This is a genomic window from uncultured Algimonas sp., from assembly GCF_947498175.1.
Lineage (GTDB): Bacteria > Pseudomonadota > Alphaproteobacteria > Caulobacterales > Maricaulaceae > Litorimonas.
Genome location: NZ_CANMJB010000003.1, coordinates 390,645 through 413,555, shown reverse-complemented (window position 1 = coordinate 413,555; position 22,911 = coordinate 390,645). Strand labels below are relative to the sequence as shown.

Sequence of the window (22,911 nt, the reverse complement as noted above, 5' to 3'; positions counted from 1 at the left end):
TGGTCCAAACCGCATTGTCGGCTGGACCGCGTCAGTCCATCAGGCACCAGCTCAGGATCGCCTTTTGCGCATGCAGGCGGTTTTCCGCTTCGTCCCAGACCGCCGATTGCGGCCCTTCGATCACGCCGTCCGTGATCTCCTGGCCGCGATAGGCGGGCAGGCAATGCAGCACGGTTGCGCCCGTCGCGGCCTTGGCGAGCCGGTCTTCGTCCAGCGCGAAAGGCGACAGGGCGGCGACGCGTTCTTCGTAATCCAGATCGCCCATCGACACGAAACAGTCCGTGACGAGGGCGTCGGCCCCGGCCGCGGCGGCGTCGGGATCGTCCACGATTTCGATCGCCGCCCCGGCTTCGCGCGCGCGCGCCACGTCGGCCTCCGGCAAGCGGTAACCCTTGGGGCTGGCCACGACCAGCGTGTAGCCCGCCAGCGCGGCCGCATTGACGAAGCTCATCGCGACATTGTTGCCGTCGCCGATCCAGGCCAGCCGGGCGCCTTCCAGGGTCAGCCCGCGTTCTTCCAGCGTCATCAGGTCGGCCACGATCTGGCACGGATGGTTGTAGTCCGACAGGCCGTTGACGATGGGCACGGTCGCATGTTCCGCGAATTCGGCCAGCGTGTCGTGCGAATTGACGCGCAGCAGGACCGCATCGACGTAGCGCGACAGCACACGCGCCGTGTCCTTGACGGGTTCGCCCCGGCCCAGCTGCATCTGGTCGGCCGTCGCGACGATCGCGCTGCCGCCCAGCTGTCGCATGGCTTGCTCGAATGAAAAGCGCGTACGCGTCGAGGATTTCTCGAAGATCATGGCGAGCGTGTGACCGGCCAGCGCCGCATCGTCGTCCGGCGCGCCTTTGGGACGTCCGGCGCGTGCCGTCTTGCGCGCATGGGCGGCGTCGAGAAGAGCGCGCAGATCGGCCGCGGACAGATCGGACAGGGTCAGGAAATGTTTCATGGACTGTGCATGGCGCAGCGCAGGCGCGGTTTCAACGCTCCGTGAAGAGACACACCGCCAAACCCGTTGCCAAGACGTCTCCGATCCCTTGTTCGCCGATCCCTTTTCCAGTGAAGAACCAAGCAAGTCGGGGGGTCTGATGCCGGGTGCTTTACACGGTGTGGCGGACCCGTTCGGGGATCCGGCGGGACGGAACGCCAAACCGAGCGACGCGGCGTTTCTGCGCGGCACGGCCTGTTGGACAGAGGCCGCTCAACGGGCAGGATTCGCAAAGTGGCGTGTCGTGACGGCAATAGGTCTGGCCTAGCCGCTTATAACGGCGGTGATGGTCGTCAATGTCCTCCGCCGACCATTCCGACGGCAGAAGCGGCATGATCGTGTCATAGGCGCGGACCGTGTCGCAGCCCGGTCCGATCAGACCGAGGCGGCGCAAGGCGCGCAGATGATGCGTGTCCAGAACCAGGGCGCGTCTTTGCAGCACGCTGGCATTCAGGACCGAGGCGGAGGCCTTGCGTCCCACGCCGGGCAGGCGTTCCAGCCATGCCATGCCGTCCCGGACGCTCCAGCACGCGAGGAAGGACAGGTCGATCCGACCGCGCTCGCGCTTGATCTGCCGCAGGCTGGCACGGACGTACGGGGCTTTGGCTTCGGAAAAAGTCACGGCGCTGATATAGCGTTCGATCTCGCCGATGGGCGTGTCGCACAGGCGCTCCCAAGAACCGAGACCCTCCTTGAGATGGTGCAGGGCCGCTCCGGCGACTTCGCTGCGCGTACGACCGCCTATGATGCCCTTGACCAATTGGCCGACCGGATCGTGGCGGGTGGTGATGACATGCAGGGCGAAGCGGGCACGAAGGCGCGCATCGATTCGAAGCAGGGCATCCGCGCGCGGATCGATTTCCAGCGTCAGTTGCACGGCTAGCCGAACGCGCCGTCGGCCGCCGCGCTCGGGCAGAGATCGTTGAGAGGGCAACGGTGGCAATGCCCGACGGAATGACGACAGGTCACCTGCCCCAGCCGCTTGAACAGCATGTGATGCGTGTCGATCCGCATGGGACCCCAATCCTGTGGCACGAGCGGCATGATCGTCCGATAGGCCTCGACGAAATTCGCATTGCGTTTCAACAACCGCAACCGTTCCAGAATGCGGATGTGATGGGTGTCGATGACCAGCGAGCGCCGGCGAAGCGTGCTCGTGTTCAATACTGCTGCAGCCGTTTTCGGCCCGATCCCGTTGATCGCTTCAAGCCGGCGATGGCCTTCTTCGACCGTGAGATCCGAAAGCCAGTCGAGATCGGGGGTCCCGTCATCGTCCGTGAAAGCGCGCAGAGCCCGTTGGAGTCGTTCGGCCTTCTTCTTCCAATGCGTCACGGGCCGGATAATGGCTTCTATATCGCCGATCGGCGCGTCGCGGACATCCGACCAGTTGTCGTATGTGGCGACAAGGCGAGCGTGAGCCGCACGCGAAACCGGACCGAAGGTCTTCCCGCCAAGCAGGCTCATGACCAGTTGGCTGACCGGATCGAGCAACCGGTAGCGGGGCGGAAAGCCGGTGAAGTGTCGCCTCAACCTCGCATCGACCCGGCGAAGCAGGCTCTCGCGATCATCCATGTCGAATGTGAACTGCATGCATGGATTGAAGCCGATGCACGAGAACAAATCAAGAACATATTCCTAACGACCTGTGGATGGCGCGCTTGGAAGGTCGCGATCCGATGGCCTTCGTCCAGCAAGAGCCGGAACGCCAAATGCCCTTTGAAGCCGGCCAGCAAAGGCACGTCCGCCTCTTCGAGCGCGTCCATCACCCCATAGGCTTTGGTACATTCGCGGCAGGTGCCGTGCATCGCGGTTTTCGATTCCATCCAGGCCCGGTGGAGGCGGTGGGCCGGGGCGAGGATCTTCGACAGGGATTTCGCGCCGCTGGCGTCGAAGATGAGCCGGACGTCGTCTCCGGCCGTGAGCAGTTCCTCGGCGAAATTGAGCGCCCTGAAATTGGTCGACAGGCCGGGCCCGTTCAGCCCGAACAGATGACGATGCCGATCTTGTGCATGGCGAAGGCTTCGGCAGTGTCGGACATCCATAACACGGACCCAGTCATGCCCGAGGCACATCGTCGTGAGTTCTGCGAGAGACCGTCCGGACCGGCGCGGCAATCGTTCGCGCAAACCTTTGTCCAGAAACGACAAATCCCGCCGGAAAGGCGGGATCGCGGTCTTGGTTGCGGGGGTAGGATTTGAACCTACGACCTTCAGGTTATGAGCCTGACGAGCTACCGGGCTGCTCCACCCCGCGCCAAGAGAGCTGGCATATATGGAAGAGAGTGCGGGCTTGCAAGCGTCCTGTCGCAAAAATGACAGACTGGCCGGGCATCAGACGCTGCCGACGCAAGGCTCCATCGGGCCGTCCGGTTCCGGGATCAGGGTGCCGTCTTCACTGACCAGCCGGAACATCATTTTCGTCTCCATGTCCCGAACCTCGCGAGGCGTTCCGTATCGCAGTTCAGGATGATAGATGAAATGGCGGACCGCTTTCGCAGAGGGGTCGCAGAATATCTGTTCCGTGCACTCCCGCGATCGGACATCCACGGTATCGCCGTCTTCCGCGACCGTGAATGCCACGACGCAATGTCCACTGCGTTCGGCTTCCGGCGGCATCATGGGTGGCACACGAACACAGTTGCTGGCCTCCCGGCTGGCGACCGATTGGCGGATAACCTCGAACTCGGCCCGGCATTTCTCCCGCACGAGCTGATGATCCACCTCGTTGAAAGGCAAATAGATCGGATGAGGGTCATTGGCCTCGTGATAGGATTCGGCCGTTACATGAATGGGATCGGATCCGAAGCGGTACAATTGGACGATCAGACCGCGCTGGAGCGGCGCGTCTAGGGAACAGGGTGCGGCACAATTCGCGATCGGCCGGCCCGTTTGAGTCTCATGCAATGTCACGATGAAGGGTGGAGAATTTCTTCGGGACGCGCTCAGCTTGTCCTCATCCGAGAGATCGAACCGCAACGGATATGTCTGCTCTTCTATTGGTGGAAAGGTTTCCAGCGTTCTGACGAGACGGAATTCCGGCACCATGTCTTGTATCATCGCCTCGTAATCCTGCTCGACTCCGAGGATCCGATTCTGGGTTCGCTCGGTGAGGCCGTAGCCATCATCGGTCTGCGCCAACGCCAGCGTGACCGGAAGGATGAAGAAAAGACAGGTCAGTATGCCACGGATCATGGCCGCAGGATACACGTCAAAAGCGATCCGGCAATAGAGCGGCTTTCGCCGTCGTCCGACGGGCATCAGAATGCAGGAAGCGCCGAACGTCCGCCGTTTCGGCCGCGCTGAGGTCGATATAGACTTGGCGGGCCTGGTGCGCCCTGATCAATCGGCCCTTCAGTCCCGTGACATCATAGAGAGGGCGGCCCTGGCCCGTCGGACCGGCGGGGAGTATCAGACGTGCTTGCCTAAGAAGACGCAAGCCGGTCGCCCGAAGGTCCGCGCCATCGGGTCGCTTTCGAAAACCAGCCCGTCTCGCAAGGATCCCGCGTCGCGGTTCAGAATGTCTTGGCGCGTGTCGATCAGAACCGTTCCGTCGGGCCGCAAGGGGTCATCGATCATCATCATGCGCAGACCGAGCGACAGACAAAAAAACCGATCAGCAGCACGAGGCGCAGGAGCAGCGTGCCGACCCGGCCGTTCCAGCGCGCGGCGATGACGGTGAGTGCGTAGAGCGCCGAAAGGCAGGAGCACAAGAACAGGAGGGGCCAGGCGGTCTGTCCCGCGAGCCAGCCCGAACCGATCGCTCCGAACGCGGCGATCTGTTCCGCGCAGGCCGCCGAGGAGACGGAGTAGACTAACAATATGCGGTTTCAGACCAGGCCGAGACAAGTCAGCAGGACGAGCAAGACGTAATCCTCGACCGCTAGACCTGTCGTGTCCGCCCTGTCCCGGAAGCCCGGCTTCATGCGAGACGACGAGACCTTGACTGCTTCGCTTCCGTCATCCCTTGCCAAGAGAGCGTGTATCATTCTGAACCCGCAAAACAAACGCAAGGGTCGGCCAGTATAGTGGGATCCAAACGCAAAACGCCCCAGGCGCGAGCCGAGGGCGTTGAATGTTTCTTGTGTAATCGGAGGATGAACCGCTGTGATCGTGGCCTGGATAAACCGGGCGGTGACCTACTCTCCCGTGCCTTGAGACAAAGTACCATCGGCGCTGAGAGGCTTAACGACCGAGTTCGGAATGGGATCGGGTGGGGACCTCTCGCAATAACCACCCGGTTAATGCAGGCCACGAAAAGCGGTATAATCTGAATAGTAAAGATATCGTCTGACGATGCGTCACACACGGGCTGGCAAGCCACGCGCATGAGCGCCTTCGAGATCGAGTTGAATCAAGCCAATCGAGTTATTAGTACTGGTAAGCTTCACGTGTTGCCACGCTTCCACACCCAGCCTATCAACGTCCTAGTCTTGAACGACTCTCAAGGGAGCTCTCGTATTGAGGTTGGTTTCCCGCTTAGATGCTTTCAGCGGTTATCCGTTCCATTCATAGCTACGCTGCAATGCCGCTGGCGCGACAACAGCTCCACCAGAGGAATGTCCACCCCGGTCCTCTCGTACTAAGGGCAGATCCTCTCAAAACTCCTACTCCCACGGTAGATAGGGACCGAACTGTCTCACGACGTTCTAAACCCAGCTCACGTACCGCTTTAAATGGCGAACAGCCATACCCTTGGGACCTTCTCCAGCCCCAGGATGCGATGAGCCGACATCGAGGTGCCAAACAACGCCGTCGATATGGACTCTTGGGCGTCATCAGCCTGTTATCCCCAGAGTACCTTTTATCCGTTGAGCGATGGCCCTTCCATGCGGGACCACCGGATCACTATGACCGACTTTCGTCTCTGCTCGAGTTGTCACTCTCGCAGTCAGGCTGGCTTATGCCATTGCACTCAACGACCGATTTCCGACCGGTCTGAGCCAACCATCGCGCGCCTCCGTTACTCTTTAGGAGGCGACCGCCCCAGTCAAACTACCCACCAGACAATGTTCCGGACCCGGATAACGGGCCGCGGTTAGACATCCATAAGAACAAGGGCGGTATTTCAAGGACGACTCCACGTGAGCTGGCGCCCACGCTTCAAAGTCTCCCGCCTATCCTACACAAATTCTTACAAATGCCACTGTCAAGCTGTAGTAAAGGTTCATGGGGTCTTTCCGTCTAGCCGCGGGTACCTCGCATCTTCACGAGGAATTCAATTTCACTGAGTCTCTGCTGGAGACAGTGGGGAAGTCGTTACGCCATTCGTGCAGGTCGGAACTTACCCGACAAGGAATTTCGCTACCTTAGGACCGTTATAGTTACGGCCGCCGTTTACTGGGGCTTCAATTCGTGGCTTGCACCACTCCTTTTAACCTTCCAGCACCGGGCAGGCGTCAGACCCTATACGTCGTTTTGCAACTTCGCAGAGCCCTATGTTTTTAATAAACAGTCGCCACCCCCTGGTCTGTGCCCCTTACCGATGGTTGCCCATTGGCAAGGCCTCCTTCTCCCGAAGTTACGGAGGTAATTTGCCGAGTTCCTTCAGCAGAGTTCTCTCAAGCGCCTTGGTATTCTCTACCTGATCACCTGTGTCGGTTTGGGGTACGGTCATACATGGGAGCTATTTCCAGGGACTGCTTCGCTGCCCATCCAATCCAATAAGGATGAACAACACACGCAATCCGTCACTACCCAATGGCCCAGTAATATTAAACTGGTTCCCATCGCCTACGCGTTTCCGCCTCGGCTTAGGGGCCGGCTAACCCTGCGCTGATTAGCATTGCGCAGGAAACCTTGATCTTTCGGCGAAGGGGTCTCTCACCCCTTTTATCGTTACTCATGTCAGCATTCTCACTTCCGATACCTCCAGCCGACCTCGCAGTCGACCTTCACAGGCTTACGGAACGCTCCGCTACCACGCATATAAATATGCGTCCGTGTCTTCGGTAAATCACTTGAGCCCCGGTACATTTTCGACGCAGGAGCGCTTGACCAGTGAGCTGTTACGCTATCTTTAAAGGATGGCTGCTTCTAAGCCAACCTCCTGGTTGTCTAAGCACTCTCACATTCTTTACCACTTAGTGATTATTTAGGGACCTTAGACGACGGTCAGGGCTGTTTCCCTTTCCACTACGGACCTTAGCACCCGCAGTGTGTCTGCCTGATAGTACTCCTGGGTATTCGGAGTTTGGTTAGGTTTGGTAAGACGGTGAGTCCCCCTAGCCCATCCAGTGCTCTACCCCCCAGGGTATTCATCAGACGCTCTACCTAAATAGATTTCGCGGAGAACCAGCTATCTCCAGGTTTGATTGGCCTTTCACCCCTAGCCACATGTCATCCCGTCATTTTTCAACATAAGTGGGTTCGGTCCTCCAGTGCGTGTTACCGCACCTTCAACCTGCACATGGCTAGATCACCTGGTTTCGGGTCTGATCCTACGAACTCATTCGCGCTATTAACACTCGCTTTCGCTACGCCTACACCTAACGGTTTAAGCTTGCTCGTAAGACCAAGTCGCTGACCCATTATACAAAAGGTACGCCGTCGCGGGGCAAGCCCGCTTCGACAGCTTGTAGATTTCCAGTTTCAGGGACTGTTTCACACCCCTCGTCGGGGGACTTTTCACCTTTCCCTCACGGTACTTGTTCACTATCGGTCGCACAGGAGTACTTAGGCTTGGAGGATGGTCCCCCCATATTCAGACAGGATTTCACGTGTCCCGCCCTACTCTAGGACTAAAACAATCAACACACCTACGGGACTGTCACCCACTTTGGTCGTGCTTCCCAACACATTCGGTTTAGATTGTCATAGCCACTGGCCTGATCCGCGTTCGCTCGCCACTACTAACGGAGTCTCGGTTGATGTCCTTTCCTCCGGGTACTGAGATGTTTCAGTTCCCCGGGTTCGCTTTTTTAACCTATGTATTCAGTTAAAAATAACTCGACCAATATCCGATGCGAACATGACCAAGGTCATGAAAGCATCAGAATTGGTAAAGTTGGGTTTCCCCATTCAGAAATTCCGGGGTCAAAGGTTGTTCGCACCTCACCCGGACTTATCGCAGCGTACCACGTCTTTCATCGCCTCTGTGCGCCAAGGCATCCACTAGAAACCCTTGTAACGCTTGATTCTTCGATCTCGAGAGGGCCGCAACGCCAGAAGATGTTGCGGCCTCAATGTTTGGCGCTCATGCGCGAGGATTGCCGGCTCGATGTGGGCCGACGCTCGCGTCTGAGCATGCCAGACGATATCTTTACTATTCAAAGCTCATCCTAAGAGAATGTATGTACCAGCTTCCTCCCGGCTAAGGGAGTTGAATGAAGCCGGAGTTCTGGGCGGATGAGCCCTCCGTTTACGATGTCAAAAACCTGCCGGCTTGCAATGTGCAGCGGCAATTCTTTCTTCATTGTCGAGACAGTGATGAAGTCCTGGTGGAGCCTATCGGATTCGAACCGATGACCCTCTGCTTGCAAAGCAGATGCTCTACCAACTGAGCTAAGGCCCCTAGGACGTTTCCGCGAGGAAGGTCGGGAACCAGGAAAGCTGCGGTTGGTAGGCCGAAGAAGACTTGAACTTCCGACCTCGCCCTTATCAGGGGCGCGCTCTAACCAGCTGAGCTACCGGCCTCCAGTTGCAACCGTCTCAACAGCCAACGCCTGTAACAAGCCATATTGCTTGAGGTCGACGATGACCAAATGGGAAGAGAAACGAAGACAGCGTCTGACCGCTAATGATCCAATGCTGAACGAACAGCTTGGGCGTGAGCCCTTGGACCTAAGTTTATTCCAGGCTTCCGAAAGGATGCGTGATGGACAAGCCATCGAAGATCCTCAGGGAAATCCTTAGAAAGGAGGTGATCCAGCCGCAGGTTCCCCTACGGCTACCTTGTTACGACTTCACCCCAGTCGCTGACCCTACCGTGGTCGCCTGCCTCCGGAAAACCGGTTAGCGCAGCGCCTTCGGGTAGAACCAACTCCCATGGTGTGACGGGCGGTGTGTACAAGGCCCGGGAACGTATTCACCGTGGCATGCTGATCCACGATTACTAGCGATTCCAACTTCATGTCTTCGAGTTGCAGAAGACAATCCGAACTGAGACGCCTTTTAGGGATTAACCCTCTGTCAGCGCCATTGTAGCACGTGTGTAGCCCTACCCGTAAGGGCCATGAGGACTTGACGTCATCCCCACCTTCCTCCGGCTTAGCACCGGCAGTTCTTCTAGAGTGCCCAACTAAATGCTGGCAACTAAAAGTGAGGGTTGCGCTCGTTGCGGGACTTAACCCAACATCTCACGACACGAGCTGACGACAGCCATGCAGCACCTGTGCACGGTCCAACCGAATTGACGAAATCCATCTCTGGAAATCTCGACCGGCATGTCAAGGGTAGGTAAGGTTCTGCGCGTTGCTTCGAATTAAACCACATGCTCCACCGCTTGTGCGGGCCCCCGTCAATTTCTTTGAGTTTTAATCTTGCGACCGTACTCCCCAGGCGGAGAGCTTAATGCGTTAGCTGCGTCACCTACAAGCATGCTTGCAGACAACTAGCTCTCATCGTTTACGGTGTGGACTACCAGGGTATCTAATCCTGTTTGCTCCCCACACTTTCGTGCCTCAGCGTCAGTATCTGTCCAGTAAGCCGCCTTCGCCTCTGGTGTTCCTCCTAATATCTACGAATTTCACCTCTACACTAGGAATTCCACTTACCTCTCCAGAACTCTAGATCGACAGTTTCAAATGCAGTTCCAGGGTTGAGCCCTGGGATTTCACATCTGACTTTCCGATCCGCCTACGCACGCTTTACGCCCAGTAATTCCGAACAACGCTAGCCCCCTCCGTATTACCGCGGCTGCTGGCACGGAGTTAGCCGGGGCTTCTTTACCAGGTACAGTCATTATCTTCCCTGGCGAAAGAATTTTACAACCCTAAGGCCTTCATCATTCACGCGGCGTTGCTGGATCAGGCTTGCGCCCATTGTCCAATATTCCCTACTGCTGCCTCCCGTAGGAGTCTGGGCCGTGTCTCAGTCCCAGTGTGGCGGATCATCCTCTCAGACCCGCTATAGATCGTCGCCTTGGTAGGCCTTTACCCCACCAACAAGCTAATCTAACGCGGCCCCATCCATCGGCGATGAATCTTTCTCCCGGAGGACGTATGGGGTATTAGCAGTCGTTTCCAACTGTTGTCCCCCACCGAAGGGTAGGTTGCCACGCGTTACTCACCCGTCTGCCACTGTCCCCAGGAGCAAGCTCCTGGTTCTCGTTCGACTTGCATGTATTAAGCACGCCGCCAGCGTTCGTTCTGAGCCAGAATCAAACTCTCAGGTTGAGAGCGTCTGACCGTCACATTCTATCACTGACGTTGTAAGACCGAAGCCTCACAGCGTTTGTGCGTTTCAAAGAAATCACGAGTGCTCTAATCTTTCCCTCGCTAGAAGGATCGATCAAGCGATCGTAACTTCATGAAAAGAAACGTCTTGTGACGTTCGACTAGTGTGCAGCTTGTTACCAAGTCTGCGCGCCGCCAAACGCCGCCTGCGTCTCTCTTCCCAATATTCACGATGTCAAACAACCCGGACAGAGACGAGGTCTCCATCCAAAACAAAAGGTCTCTCGAAGGAGACCCCCTCGCTGTGGCTTTCGCCGTGAAGACTTGTTCGTCTTCAGCGAGGCGCGCTACTTAGAAAACCGAAATTCTCTTTGCAACACCTTTTTTGCATCGATCTGCAGTTTGTTGCGTTGGCAACTTGCTGCGGATTTCCGCGAAACCGGCATGCTTCACGAGGGAAGCGTTAGTGCCTGTTTCCCGCCCCAATGTCAACACCTTAATCGGCGAGAAGAGTTCAGCGCGCCGGAGCGGCCTGCGTCGTTCTTGAGACTGTGGGGCGACCGAGCTGCGAGCCTTGTGAGCGTCGCCGTTCGATGAGCGCTAAGTAGGGTCATCCGCTGGGAACGCAAGCGCGATCTTCACATTTCCGCAGAACCGTCCCGCCGACAAGTGTGGACGACCCTGTGGATATCGCCATCAAGACCCGCTTTCATTGGGTTTTCCGCGCGCCGGACCTGGCCTGCGCATCAAACGAGAAAACCTGCGGATCCGCGCCGCCCAAAAGGATGTCGGCCAGAAGTTCGCCCGATCCGGCACATAAGGTCCAGCCCATGTGGCCGTGTCCGGCATTGACGAACAGGCCGGGGTGGGGCGTCGGACCTATCACCGGGCCGCCGCGCGCGGACACGGGCCGCAAGCTCGACCGGATCCGGTTCGGCCCTGTCTCGCTCAGAACACCGCGGGGCAGAATGTCGGACCAACGCGAGAGCAGCCGGTCCGGCGACGCGTCCCCCCATGTTCCCGATAGCCGCAAGGTTCCACTCAAAAGGGTGAGCGCCGAGCGCGTTGCGGCGTCCATGACGGGTTGTGGCGGAAGATCATGATCCGGCGGCACGTCGAAATCCGCCGACCAGCCGCGAACCCCCTCAATGCAGGAGCCGAGACCGACATGACGCAGGAGCGTCGTCGTCTGCGCCCCGCAAGCCAGCACGACGGCATCGGAATCCAGTGGTTCGCCGTCGATGAGGGCGCGCACGCGCGCGCCGCCCGCATCCAGAGAAACGTCACGGCCCAACCGGATCGTCCCGCCTCGCACGCGAACCGAATCGGCCAACGCCAGACCGTAGGCATATGCGTCGGCGGAACGGTCCTGCGCAAAGAACAGACCCGGCCGGCCGAAAGTCGCGGGTCCGGGCGCCACGCCACGCACGTCGATCCCGCGTAGGGACAGGCGGTCACAGGCCGCTTGCGCCTGTGCGGCATCGTCGAAAATCTGGTAACAGCCGGCCGGCCGGTCGCGCAGGTCCGGCAGGCCGAGCTCGGTCATGTTTCGTTCCAGTAGACCGACCGAGTGAAGCGCCAGGCCATGGACGGCGGCGTCCATGGCCGGGTCGTTGGCCGGGCCGGACCAACTGCAGGCCTGCGACGGATGGATCATCCCGGAATTGGCGAAGCTGGCCCCGCGCATGACCGCGCCACCGCGTTCGAGCAGCGTCACGCGCGCCCCGCGCCGCAACAGCGCATCCGCGCTCGACAGGCCGATCAGCCCGGCGCCGAGGATGACGATGTGAGGAGACGGCGCCACCGCAGCGCGTCAGAGCGCCTGGTCTTCGAGGAAGCGATCGATGATGTCGAAGAATTCGTCGCGCATCGGGTCGCGTTCGAGGAACAGTTCGTGCTTGGCGCCCGGAACGACGCGGTACTCGCTACCGGCCCGTTGGGCGAACCGTTCGACCGCGGCCGGATCCACGATCTGGTCGCCGCCCGCCGCCACCATGAGGCCCGGAATGCCGAGGCGCGCCGCATTGCGATTGACGAAGGCCATGGACGACAGCGCGGCCGCGATCCAGCCGAAGGTCGGCTCGCCCACGCGCAGGCGCGGCGAGTTCTGGAAGAAGGACGCCCAGCGCTTGTAGCGCTCCCGGTCCGAGGTCAGCTTGTTGTCGGCGAACGCGACCGGCAGGCCGCCCCGCTGTTTCTGGAACGGCAGGTTGCGCCGGGACAGGCCGAGCGCCGACAGGCCGCGGATCGCCGCGCGCATGAATTCGTTGTCGATATCGAGCAATCCCAGCATCGGCGCCGAGGTGATGACGGCCGACGGGCTCAGCACGCCGGACAGGATCGCGTGCAGCACGATGGTCCCGCCCATGGAATGACCCATGGCGACGACCGGTTTGGGGCAATGCGGCGCGAGCGTATCGCAGACCCAGCCCAGATCGTCGGCGTAATCTTGGAAGGTTGCGACATAGGAGCGGACCCGGTCGTCCAGCATCCGCTCCGACAGGCCCTGCCCGCGCGGATCGACGATGACGACGCAGAAACCGCGCCGGGTCAGATCGTCGATCGACTCCAGATATTTCTCGATGAATTCGGTGCGGCCCGGCGAAAAAAGGATCGTTCCGCGGGCTTCGTCGCGAGCCGGCATGGCCAGGGCGACGCGCAATCGTTGGGCCGGGCCGTGATCGCCTCCGGGACGGTCGAGGAAATAGAGCGACAGCCGTCCCTGCAATCCGTCGGGGACGGCGTGGCCGCTCGGCTGGACCAGCTCCGCCTGTTCGTAATCCAGCATGGCGGCGAAATGGTGCGGACGCCCCGGCTATGCAAGCGCAGGGACGCCCGCCAAGGCGACTACATGTTGGAGAAGATGGACTGGAGACCCATGGCGACGCTCATGTCGCCGGCCACTTTCAGCTTGCCGGACATGAACGCCATCATCGGATCGAGATTGCCTTCGGCCAGGGCGATGAAATCGTCCTTGTCCACGCTGATCGTGCAGTCGGCTTCCTTGTCGGACCCGACTTCGGTCTCTGTCCCGTGGGCGTAGACGGAGCCGTCGCCCCCGAAATCGAACTTGACGGACTTGTCCAGACCGCCGGCCTGTTCCAGCGCGCTCTTCATGCGGGTGGCGATCGTTTCGTTGTCCATGGGTCTCTCCGGAAAAAAGTGGGGGTTCGTGTCCGGGCTATATGGGGCGACGGGCCGGGCGCGCCAAGGGAAAATTCCCGGGCTGCGCCCATGCGCGAACGTCGATCGAGCCATGCGCCGGTGCGGATTGGAACGCCTCGCTCAAGCCCTGTCCTATTCCGGCTTGCGGAATTTCAGCGTGGCGCGGTCGGACTCGCCGATGTTGCGATAGAGTTCGGCGTCGAACCCGTTGGCCTCCGGCGTTCCGTCTTCCGGCACGCGCGAGCGCGGCGGCAGGGTCCAGACACCGAGCGGATGGTCGGCCGTGTCCAGCGGATTGGCGTTGACTTCGGAGCTTGCCACGAATTCGAACCCGGCTTCCTCCGCCAGAGCCTTCATGTAGCTTTCCTGGACATAGCCCGTCGCGCCATTCGGGTCCTGCGTGCGCGTTTCGGGCAGGCGGTGTTCGACCACGCCGAGCATGCCGCCGGGCTTCAGCGTGCGGTAGAATTCGGCGAAGGCGTCTTCCGCATAACCGCCGCCCATCCAGTTATGGACATTGCGGAATGTCAGGATCGTATCGACGGACCCCGTCTCGAGCGATAGGCCCGTATCGCCGGAGAAGGTGCCGTAGGCGATGTCGCCGAATTCGTCCGTGTCGGCGAAACGCTCGCGGAAGGCGGCGTTGCGTTCGGCTATTCGCTCGCTGACGTCGTCGGGGAACAGCACCGCGACATAGGCACCGTCATTGTCGGCCAAGTAGGGGGCCAGGATCGGCGTGTACCAGCCGGGCCAGATCTCGGCCACGGTCTGGCCGGGGCCGATATCGAAGAAGTCCAGCGTCGCCGCCGGATTGCGGTATTCGTCGCGCGCCGCATCGTCGCCGCGGCGCGGATGAGCGATGACGTCCGCCAGCGTGAGCGTGGCCGCCGCCGTTTCGGTCGCAGTCGCCGGGGCCTCCACAGTGTCGTCGGGCGGGGTGGCCGTGTCCGGCGTCTCGCCGTTGCAAGCCGCTAGGGCGAGTGCGAAAGGAAGGAGGAGTGGTATCAGAAAACGTTTCATGACCCCGTTGTAACGCCGAATCCGCAGGCGTGAACCTAATTGTTTCGTAATCCGGGACGGGCCGGAGCTCGGGTTTGCATGGCCGCATGAAGGCGCGGAGGCGACCTCTTGATATCAAGGAATAGATTCCTACATATACTCTTGCACGGTGCCGCAACGGGCCGTGCATTCCATCATCAACTGCATTGCTTGAAACGAGGATGTATCATGAGAGCTACAACGAACCGGGCGTACGACCTGTCGCCCCTCTACCGGTCCTTCGTCGGTCTGGACCGCATGGCCGGCCTGATCGACGCGGCCAGCACGCAGGCCCAGAACGCCGCGACCTATCCCCCCTACAATATCGTCCGCCTGTCGGAGGACGCCTACCGCATCGAGCTGGCCGTCGCCGGTTTCTCGCATGACGACCTGAGCATCGAATCCGAGCAGAACCGCCTGACGATCACGGGCCGCATCGAGGACAAGAGCGCCAATGACGAGGCGGACTATCTGCACCGCGGCATCGCGGAGCGCGGGTTCGAACGCCGCTTCCAGCTGGCCGACCATGTCGTCGTGGATACGGCCGACCTGGCGAACGGCCTTTTGTCGATCTCGCTGCGGCGCGAACTGCCCGAAGCGCTGAAGCCGCGGACAATCGCGATCGGCGGCAGCACTGGCGCGGCTGCAAGTGGCGAAAAGTTAATTGCTCCGAAAACTGGCGGAAAGAAGAAAGCCGCCTAAATATGTCGTCGCGGACCCGGCTCCCCTTTCCTCCCCCTTGAGGCGCGCCGGACGCAACGACGCGGCACCGTGCGATACCCCCTCCCAGTCGCGCGGTGCCGCCATCGTCTTTCACGACAGGAACAGCCGTTCCATGTCCGCCCCGCTCAGCCTGGGCGTTTTCCTTTGCGCGAACGCGTCCTGCGTCGCGCACATCACGGCCCGGTTGACGGGGGCGCCGATCCCGTGCGCCTCGGCCCGCCGCACGATCTCTCCTTGCAGGTAATCCAGCTCCGGCCCGCGTCCCGCCTCCAGATCGTCCAGCATGGAGGACCGTGCCGTGCGGTCGATCTTCGCGATCCGGTCCATGACGATCCGGTACAGCCAGTCGGGCCGTGCCATCAGCCGGATCAGCGTTTTGGGGTGGCGGCCATTGAATGTCGCCACGTCCACATCTTCGGCAGCCGCAACCGCCAGGCCTTCCTCGATCATGGCGATCAGCACGCGGCGATAGCCGCGTTGCAGCAGCCCGTCGCGCAACGGCCCGCCCGACAGGGCGTTCAGCGCATTGTTCAGATTGACCAGCAGCTTGGCCCAGAGATAGGCGTCGATGTCATCCACGATCCGCACGCCGACCCCGGCGGCGCGCAGCGCACCGCTCACGATCTCCGGCGCGCCCGGTCCGATGACGAGACCGCCGTCCGTGCCGCGGTGGAACCGCCCCGGCCCGGGCGATGTCACATTGAACGGCACGACCGCACCGCCGATGACGGCATCCGGCACGCCGTCGCGCAAGGTCGCCAGATTGGAGATCCCGTTCTGGAACGACACGATCCAGGCGGTCGGCGCATGCTGGCGGATCAGCGCGGCCGCGTCGGCCGTGTCCTGGCTCTTGACGCAGAGCGCGACGATGTCCGAGCCCGCCAGCGCCACCGGGTCGCTGGCGAAATCCACCTCGTCCAGATGGATCGTCGCGCGCCCGTGCGCGCTGAGCGTCAAACCCTTCTGCGCCATGACCTTCGCCAGCCGCTCTCGGCCGAGCAAGGTCACCGCCGCGCCGCCTTGCATCATCCGGCCACCGAGATAGCAGCCGATCGACCCGGCGCCCAATACGGTGATGCGCGGCTTGTTCATGAAGCGGGCGCGTGCGGAAGCGACCCGGTCGGCGCCGCGCCGAACATCCAGCAATTCTCCTTGCCGAAATACAGGTCCGTGCCGCCTTGCACGAACCAGCTCGGCAGGCCGAACAGGCCGCGATCGACGGCGGCTTGCGTCGCGTCCGCCAACGATTGCTTGACTGCAGGCTCCGACGTGCGGGCAACCATCTCCGGTCCCGGCAAACCGGCTTCGTCCAATACATCGGCGAGGATTCCGGGATCGGCGATGTCGCGCCCCGTCTCCCACATCGCCGCCTGCACCGCCGGAACGAAGGCGTCAGCGACACCCTCTTCATGCGCGATCATGGCGGTGCGCATCGCCAGCAGCGTATTGACCGGGAAATGCGGGTTCATCCGGAAGCCGGACAGGCCGTACAGTTCCGCGAACCGGTCGATCTCCACCATCATGTAGCGCATCTTGGCCGGGACGCCGGAAAAGGCCGTCCAGGGCGGGAGGTTATTGGCGCTCTTGAAAAGGCCGCCGATCAGAACGGGCTTGAGATCCAGCGCCAGCCCGTCCACCTGCGACAGCGCCTTCCAGGCCAGATAGACATTCGGGCTGCCGACATCATAGTAGAAATCGAGGGTCGTCACGGGCTCCACTCCATCAAGTCGCGCTTCGTCACTGGAGGAGCCGCCCGCCCGGCACAAGCGGTTCATTCCCGCACGCCGCCCAAGCTCGATTGGGTCTGGCACGGCCCGGCCCGGCGGATTAGCCGGATGGGATGGACCCGACTTTTTCCGCGCTCGCCGACCAAGCCGCAACCGGATCCCCGGACATTCCGGAGACTTGGAAACAAGGCCGGACGGCGTATGGCGGTCTCAGCGCCGCCTTGCTGCTGGCGCGCGTGCGCGGCGAGCATGACGAACTGCCGCCGCTGCGCTCCGCCCTGGTCAATTTCACCGGACCGGTCGCGGACGCACCTGACATGACGACGGAGTTGCTGCGGCGCGGCCGCAACGTCACGACGGTGCAGGCCCGCGCCGACCTGGGTGGACGCGCCGCCTGCACGGCGGTCTTCTCCTTCGGCGGGGCGCGCGACAGCCATGTGCGCGTGGATCGTCCCGCGCCCGGCACGCCGCCGCCGGACCGGTGCGAACCGTTTACGAAAACGGAGTCGCCGTTCATTCCGGCATTCCTGCGGAACTACGACGTCAAGCTGATCGAAGGCACCCGCCCGATAGAAGGCGGCACGCGCGGATATCTGCGGTGCTGGGCCCGCCATTCCGATCCGGCGGCCCGGTCCGGAGAGATCGCCCTGCTGGGCCTGGCCGACATCCTGCCGCCCGCCACCTTCCCGATCATGACGCAGATGGGACCCGTCAGTTCGATGAGCTGGATCTGCAACATATTGCGCGACACGGACACGACCGACGGCTGGTACATGGTCGAATCGGAGCTGAGCGCCGCGCATGACGGCTATTGTTCGCAGGTCATGCGCATCTGGAACCGCGACGGCGCGCTCATCGTGGACGGGATGCAGTCGATCGCGGTTTTCGTCTAGCTTGGCCATTTGTCCAGCCTGGCCATTCGTCTAACTTGGCTAGGGGCCCGTCAGCTTCGCAGCCATTCCCGTTACCAGCAACCCCAACCCGGCGCCCGCGACCATGCAGGCGCGGAACAGCAACGCCCCGATGGCGGCGGGCGCGACGGCGATGCCCAGGCCCGCCAACACGCCGACCATGCCGCCCTCGCGCAGACCGACATTGCCGGTCGGGCTGGGTACGGAACTGGCCAGATTGCCCGCGGCCAGCGCGGCCAAAGCCGCTAGCCAGCTCACATCGATTTCCATCGCCAGCAGGCAGAACCAGGCGATCGTCGCGCGCAAGCCATAGAGGGCGAGCGTGTAGCCCAGGACCCGCAGCATCTGCGCGCGGGTCAGGTCGGCCGCCTCGCGGAACACATGGCGGATCAGGCGCGCGGCCAGCGATATGAACCGTCCCCAGCGTCCGGAGCCCGTATCGTCCGCCCGCGCCACAAGACGGCCGACGAAAGCAGGCGGGTTTTGCGACGAGGCCAGCAGCCAGAGGATCACGGCGGCGAGCAGCGGTCCGATCAGGGGCCAGACACTGTCCAGCACATAGACGCCCGCCAGCCCGGCCAGCGTCAAAGTCGTCGAAAAGCCGATCATGCGGATCAGGAAGGTCGCCGCAGTCGCGTCCTTGGGGTCGGCGCCGCATTCCTCCAGGCGCATGACGCGGTAGAGATCGCCGCCGACCGTGCCGACAGGCAATTGGGCGACGCAGGCCATGCCGTAGACGATCCGGGCGTGGCGCAGACGACTGTCGCGAACGCAGGGCACGAGCTGTTCCATGCGGCCGACCTTGAGCAGCTCATGAGCGAGAACCAGCGCGACGGCGGGAACCAGCCAGAGCGGGTCGGCCTCCGCAAAGGCGCGCTTCCACTCCGGCCAGGGCGCGACTTGGAACAGCGCCCAGACGAGCGCCGCGCCCATCAGGGCGATCACCCACGGGCTGCGGAGCCAGCCCTGGACCTTGCGGAATAGCGCCGTGCGCCGTCGCGTCGCGGAGGCGCCCGGCATATCGCCATGCGGGGTGGGAACCGGCCCCGGCACGTCGGGCCCGGCCAGATCCGTCATGCTACGCTTCGAGTTCCGCGCCGGCCATGTCGGCACAGGATGCACAGCAGAAAGTGCGGTCGTCGACGGTTTCACGGCCATGCCCGATGATGCGGCAGCCGCATTGCGCGCAGGACGGAGCCATCTTGGCGATGGCGCATTCGAAACTGTCGAACGTGCCCGTTTGGCCGTCATGCAAGGTCACGGTGAAGGCGCGGTCGTAGTCGTTTCCGCATTGGTTGCACTGAGCCATGATCGTCTCTCCGGGTCGTCTGACCGTTATGTGACGCATGGATGACACATCGGGTTCCGACCCGATTGCCCTCTCAACCGGACGGATCGGTGCCGTTTGAGAGATCGTAGAGGTCGGCCATGACGGATTCGGTCGTCGGCCAGCGGCCCGCGCCCTTGCCGCGGATGACGTAGCGGTCGCCATCCGTGAAATCGAACACGGCATGGGCGTCCTCGCCGTCGGCCTGGGCCAGGAAATTGTTGGGCGACAGGGCGCGCAGGCGCAGATCGGCGACGATCTCGCCCGTATCGCCCGACACGCGCGCGACCCGTTTCAGAACCGTGCCGGGTTCCTGCTGGCCGGTCATGTCGGACAGCGAGTCGCGCGGAATGTCGGCCGGATCCAATTCTTCGCCGAAGCCGAGCAGGCTGACGAGGCGGATCTTGGCGGCCGCGTCGTGGCCGTCCACATCGGCGGTCGGATCGGCTTCGGCATAGCCGCGGTCCTGGGCAATCTTCAACGCGTCGTCATAGGACAGACCACCCTCCATTTCGCCCAGCATGAAATTGGTCGTGCCGTTGAGCAGCGCTTCGACACGCGCAATTCTCCCGCGTTCGCGTACACACATTTCCAGCATCGGCATGCCGCCGCCCGCCGCGCTGGAGAAGAGCAGCCGCGCGTCCGACCTTCTTGCATGGTCGAGCAGCGCCTGCCCGCCCGCCGCGACGGCCTGCTTGTTGGCCGACACGACATCCACGCCGCGCGCCAGCATGTCGCGCGTCAGGGGCAGCGCCGGTTCGATCGGACCGGAGACGTCGATGAAGATGTCGGGCTCCGCCGCTAGCAGGTCTTCGGCCTTCGTCGTCAGCAGATCTTCCGGATAGCCCTGGTCGATATATTTGTCCGGGTTGCGGACCATGACGCGCACGATCTCGAAGCGGTCGGGATGTTCGGCCACGCGCCGCCAGACCCCGCCGCCGACAATGCCGAGCCCCATCATGGCGATACGCAGCTTGGGCGGCATCGCGGTTTCTTCGGGCAGGCCGGACACATCGCCGACGAGGGTCGATCCGGCCACGCCGGGTTTGCCGATGCGGAAGCGCTGGCCCGTGCTTTCGGCGTAATCGATCGCGCGGTCCGCGATCAGCGGCCCGGCCTTGCGGCGCAGATCGGCATAGGACACCCGGGCGTAACGTCGCGGCGGCGTGTCGGACGCCTCTTTCGGATCGCGGTCATAGACCCCGTCCACATCCTTGAGCAGCAGCGCGGGCGCGCCGAGTTGGTCGGCGACGTAGAGCGCGGTGTAGTCCGCCCCGCCCTGGCCAAGCAGAACGGCGCGGTCCTTTTCGCCGATGGCCACGAAACCCGGCATGACGACGATGTCGTGATCCTTGAGGTCCTGCATCAGCTGCCCGGTGTCGAGGCCCGTCAGTTCAGCGCTCATCGGATCGCCCTGGGCCGTCAGGCCCAGACCGCGCGCCTGGCGCACGAAGGCGGGCGCGCCGATCCGTTCCAAGGCCAGCGCCAGCAGCGCGGCCGACCGGCGTTCGCCCAGTTGCAGCAGTTCCGGAAGGTTGCGCGCGCCGCCACCGTCCGAGGCTCCTTCGGGCCCGATGCGCCGCGCTTCGGCCAGCAGCACATCCGTCTGGTCGCCTTGCGCCGATGTCACGGCGACGATGTTCCGGCCCGTGCGGTAGTGGCGGTAGATCTCGGAAGCGGCTTCCGTATAGTCGGACAGCGAGCGCAGGACGGAATGGCCGAAATTCAGGACGAGCGTAGGAACGGGCATGGGACGGGCCTGTAGCGGGTCGGCGCGCCGGTGCAAGCCTGTTGGCGCGGCCCGGAAATGGGCTATGGGACCGCATGCGCATCATTTGGACGATCCTATTGCTCTTTCTAGGCGGCGGCATCGCCGCTTCGGCCCAAACCGGAATGGCTCAGACCGAACCGGATCCGGGGTCCAAGCGGATCGCTTTGACCTATGACGACGCTCCGCGCGGCGATGGCCGTCTTTTCACCGGGGCGGACCGGACCGAAGCGCTGCTGGACCAGTGGGACAAGGCAGGAACCGGGCCGGTCGCCATCTTCGCCACGACGCGCGGACTGGACCGGGACGGCCGCGCACGGTTGCAGGCCTACGGACAGGCCGGACACCGGATCGCCAACCATACCGACACCCATCCCTGGGCGAGCCGGACGTCCGTGGGTGAATTCATCGCCGATACCGACCGGGCGGAAACGCTGCTGGAGGGTTTGCCGAACCGCCGACCCTGGTTCCGGTTCCCGTATCTGGACGAAGGCGGCTACGGCGAAGACAGGATCGCGGCGCGGGCCAAACGCGAAGCCTTGCGCCAAGCGCTGTCGGAGCGCGGACTCCGCAACGGTTATGTCACGGTCGATACCTATGACTGGCACCTCGACTCGTTGCTGCAACAGGCGTTGAAGGACGGTCGGGCCGTGGATGAGGATGCGCTCGGCCGGGTCTATGCCGACATGGTCGTCGACGCGGCCGCGCATTACGACCGCATGGCGATGGACGTTCTGGGCGCGCGGCCGGCGCAAGTGCTTCTGCTGCACGAAAACGACATCGCCGCTCTGGCGACGCACCGGATGGTCGCCGCCCTGCGTCGGGCCGGATGGACGATCATCGACCCGGACGAGGCCTATGCGGATCCCGCCTTGCAGGCGGCCCCGGATACGCTGTTTTCCGGCATGGGGCGCCTTGCGGCGATCGCCCGCGAGTCCGGGCGCGCCGGGGCGGACGATTTCGATCACTGGTCGGCGGACGAAGCCGGGATCGAAGCGCGGGTCGCGGCGGAAAAGGCGTTCGGCGAGCAAGGCCGGGACGCCGCGCCCTAGAGAATGCTGCCGTCCAGTTGCACTTCGAGCGCGTCGATCCGTTCACCAACGGATCCGAGCGTCGGGTGCAGGCGCGCGGCTTCGCGGTAGGCATCCAGCGCCTCTTCCTGGCGACCGAGCCGTTCCAGCACATTGCCCAGCGTCTGCATGGCATAGAAGTGGCGCGGCTCCAGCGTCAGGGCGCGCATCGCCTCGGACACGGCACGGGCGAAGTCGCGCTCTTCCAGCGCCAGCCGCGACGAGCGCGCCCAGCCCTCGGCATAGTCCGGTTGCAAGGCGGTGACGTGATCGAACATCAGCCGCGCCGTCGCAGTGTCGCCCAGGCCTTGCGCGGCCGCGCCGCGCCGCAGGATGAGGTCCGACGATGGGCTGCCGCTGTTCAGCCAGACGGCCCAGATTTCCTCGGCGACCAGATTGCCGGCCGTCTCGGACTCGGCCTCCGAGAGGCGGACGAACATCGCGTCCAGGCGCGCGGCGCGTTCCTCGGCCGCGGACAGGCGCGAATAGTCCGGCGCGGCGTCGGGCGTCGGCGACGTGGAAACGGTCTCGTCAGCGCCGGAGGCGTCGGGCGGATCCGCGACGTCGGGGGGCAGGTCGGGGGCGGGCAGCAACTCGACCGGCGGTTCGATGATGATGCGCGCACCATCGTCATTGGGGGGCGTGTCGCCTTGCGGTGTCTCTGGTGTGGTTTCGGGCGGTATGGTTTCAGGCGGTATGGTTTGAGACGGCACGGTTTGAGGCGGCACATCCGGCACAAGCTCCACCTGCGCGGCGGCCGGGGTCGCGAGCAGGAAAAGCAGAATGGGCGGGAAAGCTCTCACCCGCGCAAAATGAAGCCCCTCGCCCGGCAAGGCAAGAGGCCGTTCCATGACTTTGCC

Annotated in this window: 20 protein-coding genes, 3 tRNA genes and 3 rRNA genes; 3 read left to right on the top strand and 23 right to left on the bottom strand. The window is 62.5% G+C overall.

All coding sequences use genetic code 11. The features are described 5' to 3' along the window. Positions 1-31: 31 nt before the first annotated feature. The 17 genes from argF to Q0718_RS06770 form a co-directional block, all read right to left on the bottom strand. Positions 32-952: an ornithine carbamoyltransferase gene (gene argF, locus Q0718_RS06850; protein WP_298915412.1), complete on the bottom strand. Its 921-nt coding sequence runs from the start codon at positions 950-952 to the stop codon at positions 32-34. A gap of 151 nt (positions 953-1,103) precedes the next feature. Continuing rightward, positions 1,104-1,868, bottom strand: coding sequence for a hypothetical protein (locus Q0718_RS06845; protein ID WP_298915408.1), 765 nt, complete (start codon positions 1,866-1,868; stop codon positions 1,104-1,106). A gap of 2 nt (positions 1,869-1,870) precedes the next feature. Beyond that, positions 1,871-2,563 carry a hypothetical protein gene (locus tag Q0718_RS06840; protein WP_298915405.1) on the bottom strand — a complete coding sequence of 231 codons (693 nt, stop codon included), beginning with the start codon at positions 2,561-2,563 and terminating at the stop codon, positions 1,871-1,873. Next, positions 2,518-3,033, bottom strand: a complete 516-nt coding sequence (locus Q0718_RS06835) for a hypothetical protein (RefSeq protein ID WP_298915402.1) — start codon at positions 3,031-3,033, stop codon at positions 2,518-2,520. Before Q0718_RS06835 ends, Q0718_RS06840 begins: the two co-directional genes overlap by 46 nt. Positions 3,034-3,167: 134 nt before the next feature. Continuing rightward, a tRNA-Met gene (locus Q0718_RS06830) sits at positions 3,168-3,244 on the bottom strand. A 77-nt stretch (positions 3,245-3,321) separates the two neighbouring features. Further along, positions 3,322-4,182: a hypothetical protein gene (locus Q0718_RS06825; RefSeq protein WP_298915399.1), complete on the bottom strand. Its 861-nt coding sequence runs from the start codon at positions 4,180-4,182 to the stop codon at positions 3,322-3,324. A gap of 216 nt (positions 4,183-4,398) precedes the next feature. Then, positions 4,399-4,572, bottom strand: a complete 174-nt coding sequence (locus Q0718_RS06820; RefSeq protein WP_298915396.1) for a hypothetical protein — start codon at positions 4,570-4,572, stop codon at positions 4,399-4,401. After that, entirely contained in the window at positions 4,569-4,808 is a 240-nt protein-coding gene (locus Q0718_RS06815) for a hypothetical protein (protein ID WP_298915393.1), read from the bottom strand. Before Q0718_RS06815 ends, Q0718_RS06820 begins: the two co-directional genes overlap by 4 nt. A gap of 305 nt (positions 4,809-5,113) precedes the next feature. Beyond that, a 5S ribosomal RNA gene (gene rrf, locus Q0718_RS06810) occupies positions 5,114-5,228 on the bottom strand. Between the two features lie 109 nt (positions 5,229-5,337). Continuing rightward, positions 5,338-8,125, bottom strand: a 23S ribosomal RNA gene (locus Q0718_RS06805). Between the two features lie 299 nt (positions 8,126-8,424). Beyond that, positions 8,425-8,500, bottom strand: a tRNA-Ala gene (locus Q0718_RS06800). Positions 8,501-8,545: 45 nt separating this feature from the next. Then, positions 8,546-8,622, bottom strand: a tRNA-Ile gene (locus Q0718_RS06795). A gap of 219 nt (positions 8,623-8,841) precedes the next feature. Next, positions 8,842-10,322 (bottom strand): 16S ribosomal RNA (locus tag Q0718_RS06790). Together the 16S, 23S and 5S rRNA genes with 2 tRNA genes alongside form the textbook arrangement of a ribosomal RNA operon. Before the next feature lie 709 nt (positions 10,323-11,031). Beyond that, the gene (locus Q0718_RS06785) at positions 11,032-12,126 is read right to left on the bottom strand and encodes an FAD-dependent oxidoreductase (RefSeq protein WP_298915390.1); all 1,095 of its coding nucleotides are present in this window, start codon (positions 12,124-12,126) and stop codon (positions 11,032-11,034) included. A gap of 9 nt (positions 12,127-12,135) precedes the next feature. Beyond that, positions 12,136-13,110 (bottom strand): alpha/beta hydrolase, encoded by a 975-nt coding sequence (locus Q0718_RS06780; RefSeq protein WP_298915387.1) that lies wholly within the window; start codon positions 13,108-13,110, stop codon positions 12,136-12,138. A 59-nt stretch (positions 13,111-13,169) separates the two neighbouring features. Then, the gene (locus Q0718_RS06775; RefSeq protein WP_298915384.1) at positions 13,170-13,466 is read right to left on the bottom strand and encodes an SCP2 sterol-binding domain-containing protein; all 297 of its coding nucleotides are present in this window, start codon (positions 13,464-13,466) and stop codon (positions 13,170-13,172) included. Positions 13,467-13,619: 153 nt separating this feature from the next. After that, a complete protein-coding gene (locus Q0718_RS06770; protein WP_298915381.1) occupies positions 13,620-14,507 on the bottom strand; it encodes a methyltransferase domain-containing protein in 888 nt (295 codons plus the stop codon). 207 nt (positions 14,508-14,714) lie between these two features. On the opposite strand from Q0718_RS06770, the gene Q0718_RS06765 reads away from it, so the two are divergent. Then, positions 14,715-15,227, top strand: coding sequence for an Hsp20 family protein (locus Q0718_RS06765; RefSeq protein WP_298915378.1), 513 nt, complete (start codon positions 14,715-14,717; stop codon positions 15,225-15,227). A gap of 111 nt (positions 15,228-15,338) precedes the next feature. On the opposite strand, the gene Q0718_RS06760 is transcribed toward Q0718_RS06765, so the two are convergent. Both Q0718_RS06760 and Q0718_RS06755 read right to left on the bottom strand, forming a co-directional pair. Further along, positions 15,339-16,340 (bottom strand): 2-dehydropantoate 2-reductase, encoded by a 1,002-nt coding sequence (locus Q0718_RS06760; protein WP_298915375.1) that lies wholly within the window; start codon positions 16,338-16,340, stop codon positions 15,339-15,341. Next, positions 16,337-16,957, bottom strand: a complete 621-nt coding sequence (locus Q0718_RS06755) for a 2-hydroxychromene-2-carboxylate isomerase (protein WP_298915372.1) — start codon at positions 16,955-16,957, stop codon at positions 16,337-16,339. The genes Q0718_RS06760 and Q0718_RS06755 overlap by 4 nt, the downstream gene beginning before the upstream one ends. Before the next feature lie 131 nt (positions 16,958-17,088). Here Q0718_RS06755 and Q0718_RS06750 point away from each other — a divergent pair, with 131 nt between their 5' ends. After that, a complete protein-coding gene (locus Q0718_RS06750; protein WP_298915370.1) occupies positions 17,089-17,868 on the top strand; it encodes a thioesterase family protein in 780 nt (259 codons plus the stop codon). Between the two features lie 39 nt (positions 17,869-17,907). On the opposite strand, the gene Q0718_RS06745 is transcribed toward Q0718_RS06750, so the two are convergent. From Q0718_RS06745 to Q0718_RS06735, 3 genes are all read right to left on the bottom strand, one after another. Further along, on the bottom strand, positions 17,908-18,963 hold the full coding sequence (locus Q0718_RS06745; RefSeq protein ID WP_298915367.1) for a lysylphosphatidylglycerol synthase transmembrane domain-containing protein: 1,056 nt from the start codon (positions 18,961-18,963) through the stop codon (positions 17,908-17,910). A gap of 1 nt (position 18,964) precedes the next feature. After that, on the bottom strand, positions 18,965-19,195 hold the full coding sequence (locus tag Q0718_RS06740) for a hypothetical protein (RefSeq protein ID WP_298915364.1): 231 nt from the start codon (positions 19,193-19,195) through the stop codon (positions 18,965-18,967). Between the two features lie 73 nt (positions 19,196-19,268). Beyond that, complete coding sequence (locus Q0718_RS06735) at positions 19,269-20,963, bottom strand: hypothetical protein (RefSeq protein WP_298915360.1); 1,695 nt, start codon at positions 20,961-20,963, stop codon at positions 19,269-19,271. Between the two features lie 74 nt (positions 20,964-21,037). On the opposite strand from Q0718_RS06735, the gene Q0718_RS06730 reads away from it, so the two are divergent. Next, positions 21,038-22,033 carry a polysaccharide deacetylase family protein gene (locus Q0718_RS06730; protein WP_298915357.1) on the top strand — a complete coding sequence of 332 codons (996 nt, stop codon included), beginning with the start codon at positions 21,038-21,040 and terminating at the stop codon, positions 22,031-22,033. Here the strand turns inward: Q0718_RS06730 and Q0718_RS06725 are convergent. Beyond that, positions 22,030-22,902, bottom strand: a complete 873-nt coding sequence (locus Q0718_RS06725; RefSeq protein WP_298915354.1) for a tetratricopeptide repeat protein — start codon at positions 22,900-22,902, stop codon at positions 22,030-22,032. The two genes, Q0718_RS06730 and Q0718_RS06725, sit on opposite strands and share 4 nt — an antisense overlap. Positions 22,903-22,911 lie beyond the last annotated feature (9 nt).